The sequence below is a fragment of the Mesorhizobium silamurunense genome (assembly GCF_014843825.1).
Taxonomy (GTDB): domain Bacteria; phylum Pseudomonadota; class Alphaproteobacteria; order Rhizobiales; family Rhizobiaceae; genus Mesorhizobium; species Mesorhizobium silamurunense.
The window spans coordinates 20406-27301 of the sequence record NZ_JHQR01000122.1 but is presented as its reverse complement, the minus strand read 5'-3'; the positions used below and the strand labels follow the sequence as shown (position 1 = coordinate 27301).

At 61.4% G+C, this 6896-nt stretch carries 7 protein-coding genes; 4 read left to right on the top strand and 3 right to left on the bottom strand.

The window, feature by feature from the left end; all coding sequences use genetic code 11:
- Nucleotides 1–62: 62 nt before the first annotated feature.
- Nucleotides 63–740 carry an aldo/keto reductase gene (locus DH10_RS13970; protein WP_210325126.1) on the top strand — a complete coding sequence of 226 codons (678 nt, stop codon included), beginning with the start codon at nucleotides 63–65 and terminating at the stop codon, nucleotides 738–740.
- A gap of 30 nt (nucleotides 741–770) precedes the next feature.
- On the opposite strand, the gene DH10_RS13965 is transcribed toward DH10_RS13970, so the two are convergent.
- Nucleotides 771–1136 (bottom strand): nuclear transport factor 2 family protein, encoded by a 366-nt coding sequence (locus tag DH10_RS13965; protein ID WP_192249474.1) that lies wholly within the window; start codon nucleotides 1134–1136, stop codon nucleotides 771–773.
- On the opposite strand from DH10_RS13965, the gene DH10_RS36930 reads away from it, so the two are divergent.
- The 3 genes from DH10_RS36930 (at nucleotide 1135) to DH10_RS13950 (ending at nucleotide 3033) form a co-directional block, all read left to right on the top strand.
- Nucleotides 1135–1683 carry a hypothetical protein gene (locus DH10_RS36930; RefSeq protein ID WP_246506159.1) on the top strand — a complete coding sequence of 183 codons (549 nt, stop codon included), beginning with the start codon at nucleotides 1135–1137 and terminating at the stop codon, nucleotides 1681–1683. The two genes, DH10_RS13965 and DH10_RS36930, sit on opposite strands and share 2 nt — an antisense overlap.
- 137 nt (nucleotides 1684–1820) lie before the next feature.
- Nucleotides 1821–2468 (top strand): helix-turn-helix domain-containing protein, encoded by a 648-nt coding sequence (locus tag DH10_RS13955; RefSeq protein ID WP_192249471.1) that lies wholly within the window; start codon nucleotides 1821–1823, stop codon nucleotides 2466–2468.
- A gap of 49 nt (nucleotides 2469–2517) precedes the next feature.
- The gene (locus DH10_RS13950) at nucleotides 2518–3033 is read left to right on the top strand and encodes a GNAT family N-acetyltransferase (protein WP_192249468.1); all 516 of its coding nucleotides are present in this window, start codon (nucleotides 2518–2520) and stop codon (nucleotides 3031–3033) included.
- Between the two features lie 6 nt (nucleotides 3034–3039).
- Here DH10_RS13950 and DH10_RS13945 read toward each other — a convergent pair whose 3' ends face one another.
- Nucleotides 3040–4236 (bottom strand): acetate/propionate family kinase, encoded by a 1197-nt coding sequence (locus DH10_RS13945; RefSeq protein ID WP_192384813.1) that lies wholly within the window; start codon nucleotides 4234–4236, stop codon nucleotides 3040–3042.
- 63 nt (nucleotides 4237–4299) lie between these two features.
- Nucleotides 4300–6681: a phosphoketolase family protein gene (locus DH10_RS13940; RefSeq protein WP_192249462.1), complete on the bottom strand. Its 2382-nt coding sequence runs from the start codon at nucleotides 6679–6681 to the stop codon at nucleotides 4300–4302.
- Between the last annotated feature and the right edge of the window lie 215 nt (nucleotides 6682–6896).

The window sequence follows — 6896 nt, the reverse complement described above, 5'->3', positions numbered from 1 at the left end:
AAGCTGGATAGAAACTGGGGGCAACGTCATGCCCAAACCAACGGCGGTGGTGGTCGTCTCCGTTGGCGGATGTCGGAGCCGCCGTCCGCGCGGCGGGGATCGCGCGGTCCCAGATTTTCATCACCACCAAAGTTTGGGTCAGCAATTACTCCGGCTCACGATTCATGGCATCCGTCGATCAGAGCCTGGCGGATCTCCAAACGGACTACATCGACCTGCTGCTCGTGCATTGGCCGCACGGTGGAGCATCTATTGCCGAGCAGATAGAGGGCCTGAACAGGGCAGTGGAATCAGGCAGAGTGCGCCATATCGGCGTCAGCAACTACAACAGCGAGATGCTTCGCGCAGCCACGGCGCTGTCGAAGCATCTGCTCATCACCAACCAGGTGGAATATCATCCATTTCTGGATCAATCCGCTGTCCTGGCGCAACTTGCCGCCGAGCGGTCCAGCCTCATGGCATATTGCGGCATGGCGGTCGGCCGAGTCTTCGAGACAGATTTGCTCGCGTCCATTGCCGCCCGCCGCCAACGAAGCGTCGCACAAGTGGTCCTGCGCTGGCTGATACAGCAGGAGCGCGGCGTGGCGCTCTCACGGACGGAGAATATCGAACGCATCCGGTCCAACACGCGGATTTTCGATTTCTTGCTGACGGACGACGAGATGGCAGCGATTTCCGCGCTTGGCGCTCCCGGCAGCCGGATCGTTAATCCTCCGCATCTCGCGCCGGATTGGGATTAGCTTCCGACGGCAATGCTGCCGCCTCAGCGTTCAATCCGGGAGCTTGTCGAAGAAGAGATAGATAACGGCGATCTTGCCGTCGTGGGCGACTATGAAATCGGTTCCGGCCACCTCAGCCGGCTTGCCCGGGCTACCCTCCACCCACCGAACCCGGCCGCCATTGCCTACCTCCTCGGGCGGCGCGATCAGTTGATACTGAAAGTCGGGATGCATGGCTTTGATCACGCCTGCGATGCGGTTGATTTCGTCGTGGCCACGGTAGGTGCCGCCCGGTTCGTAGAAGACGGCGTCTTCGTGGAAGATCTCTTCGATCGTGGCCCGCCGGCGCGCGGGGTCGATCTCACCGAACACCTCGTGGAGATTGCGAAGCAACAGGGTTGATGACGTCGGGGACATGGCTTTCTCCATTGGAGTGTCAACGTTTACACGCATCTTCAGTGTCAGCCGCCACGAGGAAGCGCACGGAGAACTCAGCAAATTTCCGAATGTTTGGGGAGTTACAGACCGGCGCGAAACGGCATGGATGCCTTCAACCCGGCTCTCTCTGCCGGCTAATCCGGACAATATCCTCGATGGCCGAGCGGATTTGGGGCCAGGGAAACTCGGCATCGTCCTCAGACGACTGACCTTCCTTAAGCACTGCATCAAGCTTGGCTCCTACGCCGGCAAGGGTAGTGGCAGGCGTTTCAGACAATTCTTCGAGCAAGGCCCCCGCTCGGTTGGCCGCCTCTTGCTCAGCGCGCATAGCGGCGGAGTACCCTATTTCCCTGTCGGCGGCATCCCAGTGAGCCTGATGGGCCGCGAAGTTCGCTTCAGCCTTCGCGCGGACCGCTGCGTAGTGGTCCTTTCCGACATGCCGAAATGCCCGCTTCCAGAACTCGTGAAACTGTCTGACTGGGGCGGGCTCCAGCTTTGGGTGCAACCTCCCGGATCCCGCCTATAGCGCCTAGCTTATCGACTGGACAGCCGGTCCGGATAGACGTCCGCCACTCTAAGTAGTTTCCCGTAGGGACATAACCGAATTTCGGTATAGCGGGATTTGCGCGATTGCTGTTGTCACAATTCACCGGGACCACAGTCATGTACGCTCAAGCTTCCGCCAAGATCGAACTGCCGTCATATCTCCCTCATCAGAGCCCTGCGCCCATGTTTGAGGGGGCCGCAGTGCAGCCGGTCAGCTTCTTCCGTGCGGGCGCCGAGATCTATGCCCAAGGCGAAAAGGCGGGCGCTCTCTATCAGGTCGAGTTCGGCGCCGTCCGTATCTACCGCTTGCTTGCCGACGGCCGCAGGCAGATCAGCGCGTTCCATCTGGCGGGAGAAACTTTCGGCTTCGAAGCCGACGCCACTCACCATTTCTTCGCCGAAGCGATCAACGCAACCGGCGTGCGGATCTTCCGCGCCCCTGTGGGCACGGACATGTCTCGCCAGCTTCTGCCCCTTGCCCTCAAAGGCCTGACCCGTGCGCAGGAACATCTTCTCGTGCTCGGCCGTCAGAACGCCATCGAGCGCGTCGCGGCGTTCCTGGTCGAAATGTCGGAGCGTCAGTGTGGGTTGAGGCAGGTGGAATTGCCTATGTCGCGGAACGACATCGGCGATTATCTCGGCCTCACCATCGAAACCGTCTCGCGGGTCTTCACCCGCTTAAAGGAGAAAGGCGTGATCCGCCTGCTCAGCCTGCGCAGCATCGAAATCCTCAAGCGGGACACCTTGCTGGCGATGGGGGAATGAGGCCATTCGGGTCCAATCGCCCGCGCATCGATCCTGAAAGGGCACGACAATGAAAGCCACGCTTACAACCCACACCGGATTTCGCTTCGAAGTGCGCCGTGCACGTCCTGATGACGAGCCACTCGTCGCCGAATTCTTCACCCATGTGACGCCGGAGGATCTGCGCTTCCGCTTCCTGGGAGCAGTGCGGGAAGTTTCGCATGAGCGGCTGGTGGCGATGACCCGGTCCGACGATCCGCATATCCATAATTTTCTCGCCTTCTCGACCGACGGAATGTTGATCGCGGTGGCAACGCTTGCCAGCGATCCGGCCGACCGCCGTGGCGAAGTCGCTATCTGCATTCGCGAGGATCGCAAGCATCTCGGCGTCGGCTGGGAGTTTCTCGGCTATGTCGCGCACTATGCGGACGACCAGGGCATCGAGTCGATTGAGTCGATCGAGAGCCGCGAAAACCGCGCAGCGATCGAACTTGAACGTGACATGGGTTTCATCGTCACGACGGATCCCGATGACCCGACACTTGTCCTGGTTCAGCGGAAGATCGGCGCCAAGCTGCCGAGCTAGTTCCTGCTATCCTGCCACGCGGCAAATCGGACCGTTTCGAGGGTCGAGGAGTTCCGTGGCCACCGCATGTTCCTCGTCGGTTGGGATGACAAGAACGTCAATGTGGGAATCCGGATCGCTGACCAGTTCTTCGCCGCCGCGATTCAAACCGTCATCTATAACGACACCAAGCCATGCGGCGGCCTCGCAGATCCTTTGCCGGATTTGAGGCGCATGCTCGCCGATACCCGCGGTGAACACCAGCGTGTCGAGGCCTCCAAGCGCGGCGGCAAGCGAGCCGATCTCGCGCCCGACACGGTAGACGAACAGATCGACTGCGCGGGCCGCCGCTGGCTCGCTCGACGCAAGCAGCGTCTGCATGTCCCCGGAAATGCCGGATACGCCGAGCAGGCCGGAACGCTCGTAAAGCAATTCGGTCAATCGGTCGGGCGACAGCTTCCACTCCTGCAAAAGATGCAGGATCACGCCAGGATCGATGGCGCCGCAACGCGTGCTCATGACGAGGCCGTCAAGCGTCGAAAAGCCCATAGTCGTGGCGAGGCTTACCCCTGCCTTCATCGCGCACAGGCTGGCGCCGCTGCCGAGATGGGCCACAATCGTTCGGCCACCGGTACCGTCGCCGTAGCGCTCACGGAGCTTCGCGGCGATGTGGCTGTAGGAAAGCCCGTGGAAGCCATAGGAGACGATGCCCTGCTCCGACATTTCGTGCGGCAAGCCGTACAGTCTGGCGAGTTCCGGCCGCGCCGTGTGAAAGGCCGTATCGAAGCAGCCGACCTCACTGGCCTCAGGCAGAAGCTGACCGGCCATGTGGACGATCTCCAGGTTGATCGCCTGATGGATAGGCGCGAGCGGCTCAAGCCCATGCAAGGCATTGAGCGTACGCTCATCGAGCAGGGTCGCATGGGTAAATTCTTGCCCGCCATGGACGATGCGGTGGCCGACCGCGCCGATCCGGCGCAAAAGAGCGTGGTCGGCGAGATAGGACGCTATGGCCTCGAATGCCTTGGCGATGTCGGTCGGCCCGTCCCCCAAGCTTCTGTCTATCTCGGTCGAGAAAGCCGTTGACGCTATGCGTAGTCGTGGACTGCGCACTATCGACCAGACGCTGCCACGCACCAGCAGGTCAAGTTCGTCGCGCTGCTGAAACACGGCGAACTTCAGGCTCGACGAGCCGCCGTTGAGGACGAGAATGGCATCGGTCATCGTCGGCCCGCCCCAACCAATCTCGGAGCGCTCATCCATTTGGCCTGGCGCTTCGGCATCGAACTACTGCTCCCACTTCCAGGCGAGGATCTCGGGCATATCCTGGCCGTGCTCGCGGATATAGGCCCGGTGCTCAATCAGCTTGCCTTCCATGGCCTGCTTCAGCTTGATATGCGCGCCGGCCGGTTCGGGAATGCGGTCGAGCACACCCAGCACGAGGTGGTAGCGGTCCAGACCGTTCAGCACGGTCATGTCGAAGGGCGTGGTCGTCGTCCCTTCCTCATTGTAGCCGCGCACATGGATGTTGTCGTGGTTGGTTCGCCGGTAGGTCAGGCGATGAATGGTCCAAGGATAGCCGTGATAAGCGAAGATGACGGGCTTATCGGCTGTGAAAAGCGCGTCGAACTCGCGATCCGACAGGCCGTGCGGGTGGTGTTCCTTTGGCTGCAGGGTCATCAGGTCGACGATGTTGACCAGCCGGATCTTGAGGTCGGGAATGTGGCGTTTCAGGATTTGGACGGCGGCCAGCGTCTCGAGCGTCGGCACATCGCCGGCGCAGGCCATCACCACATCCGGCTCGGCCCCGCCGTCGGTCGATGCCCACTCCCATATGCCGATGCCGGCATTGCAGTGGACTTTCGCCTCGTCGATGGACAGCCACTGCCAGGAATTGGCTTTGCCGGCGACGATGACGTTGATGCGGTTCCATGTCCGCAGCACATGGTCGGTCACGCAAAGCAGGCTGTTGGCATCCGCCGGCAGATAGACGCGCACGACGTCCGCCTTCTTGTTCAAGGCAACGTCGATGAAGCCTGGATCCTGATGACTGAAGCCGTTGTGCTCCTGCTGCCAGACGTGGCTGGACAACAAATAGTTCAGCGACGCGATCGGCCGTCGCCATGGCAACTTGCGGCAGGCATCCAGCCATTTCGCGTGCTGGTTGAACATGGAATCGACGATGTGCGTGAAAGCCTCGTAGCAGGAGAACAGGCCGTGGCGGCCGGTGAGAAGATAGCCTTCCAGCCAACCCTGGCAGGTGTGCTCGGATAGGATCTCCAGAACCCTGCCTTCCCGGCCGAGGTGCACGTCCTCGGGTAGGATCTCTTCCATCCAGGCACGCTCCGTCACCTCGAATACATCCTGCAGCCGGTTCGATGCCGTTTCGTCGGGACCGACGATGCGAAAGTTCCTGGTGCTTTGATTCAATGCCATGACGTGACGCAGGAAATTGCCCATCACACGAGTGGACTCTGCTTTCACGCCGCCGGGCTGCTGGACCGAGATTGCGTGCTCTTGCAGATCCGGCAGTTCGAGAGATCGGCGCAGCAGGCCGCCATTGGCATGCGGGTTGGCGCTCATGCGCATGGCGCCTTCCGGCGCGGTGGCACGGATCGTGGCCACAGGCGCGCCGGCGGCATCAAAGAGTTCTTCAGGCCGGTAGCTCCTCAGCCAATCCTCGAGCATCTTCAGATGCGCCGGGTTTTCGGCGAGGCCGGAGAGCGGAACCTGATGCGCGCGCCAGAACCCTTCGGTCTTCAGCCCGTCGACCTCCTTGGGACCGGTCCAGCCCTTCGGGCTTCGCAGCACGATCATCGGCCACTTCGGACGAGGCTGTTCGGTCTCCGCGCCGCTGCGCGCGGTCTGTTGAATCGCCCGAATGCGATCTAGTGCATCGTCGAGCACGGCGGCCATCCGCTCATGCATCGGGGCCGGATCGTCACCCTCGACGAACAGCGGGTCGTAGCCATAGCCGACGAACAGCGCACGCAATTCTTCTTCAGGGATGCGGGCGAGAATCGTGGGATTGGCGATCTTGTAGCCGTTGAGGTGGAGGATCGGCAGCACCGCGCCGTCAAGCGCCGGATTAAGGAACTTGTTGGAGTGCCAGGAGGTTGCCAGCGGCCCGGTTTCCGCCTCGCCGTCGCCGACGACGCAGGCGACGATCAAATCGGGGTTGTCGAAGGCCGCGCCGTAGGCATGTGAGAGCGCGTAGCCGAGCTCGCCGCCTTCATGGATCGAGCCTGGCACGTCGGGCGCGGCATGGCTTGGGATGCCGCCGGGAAACGAGAACTGCCGGAAGAGCATCTTCATTCCGGCCTCATCCAACGAGATATCCGGATTGATCTCGCTGTAGGTGCCTTCGAGATAGGTATTGGCAACCATGGCAGGTCCGCCATGGCCAGGGCCGCAGACATAGATGACGTTGGCATCGCGCAGTCTGATCGCGCGGTTGAGATGCGCGTAGATGAAGCTGAGACCTGGCGAGGTTCCCCAATGGCCGAGCAGCCTGGGTTTGACATGCTCCAGACGAAGCGGCTCACGAAGCAGCGGATTGTCGAGCAGATAGATCTGCCCGATCGTCAGGTAGTTGGCGGCACGCCAGTAGGCGTCGATGTTGCGCAGTTCCTGTGCGGACAAGCGATTGGTGCTGGGATGCTCGGTCATTTCCGACTCCTTCGTTGGTTCCAAACCGACCCGGCTGAAGCACAACGCATCGACGCGGCCACCGGTTCATGACCCGTCGGTGTCAAGACTGGGCGCCATCGATCTACCCGGCGAAACGCGGTCGAGCTTTGATCCATCGCAAATGCCAAGTCGCCAGGCGGCCGCAGCTTCGAAACGCACCTCAACTGCGGTTTCGTCGAGCAAGGCGGAAAGCG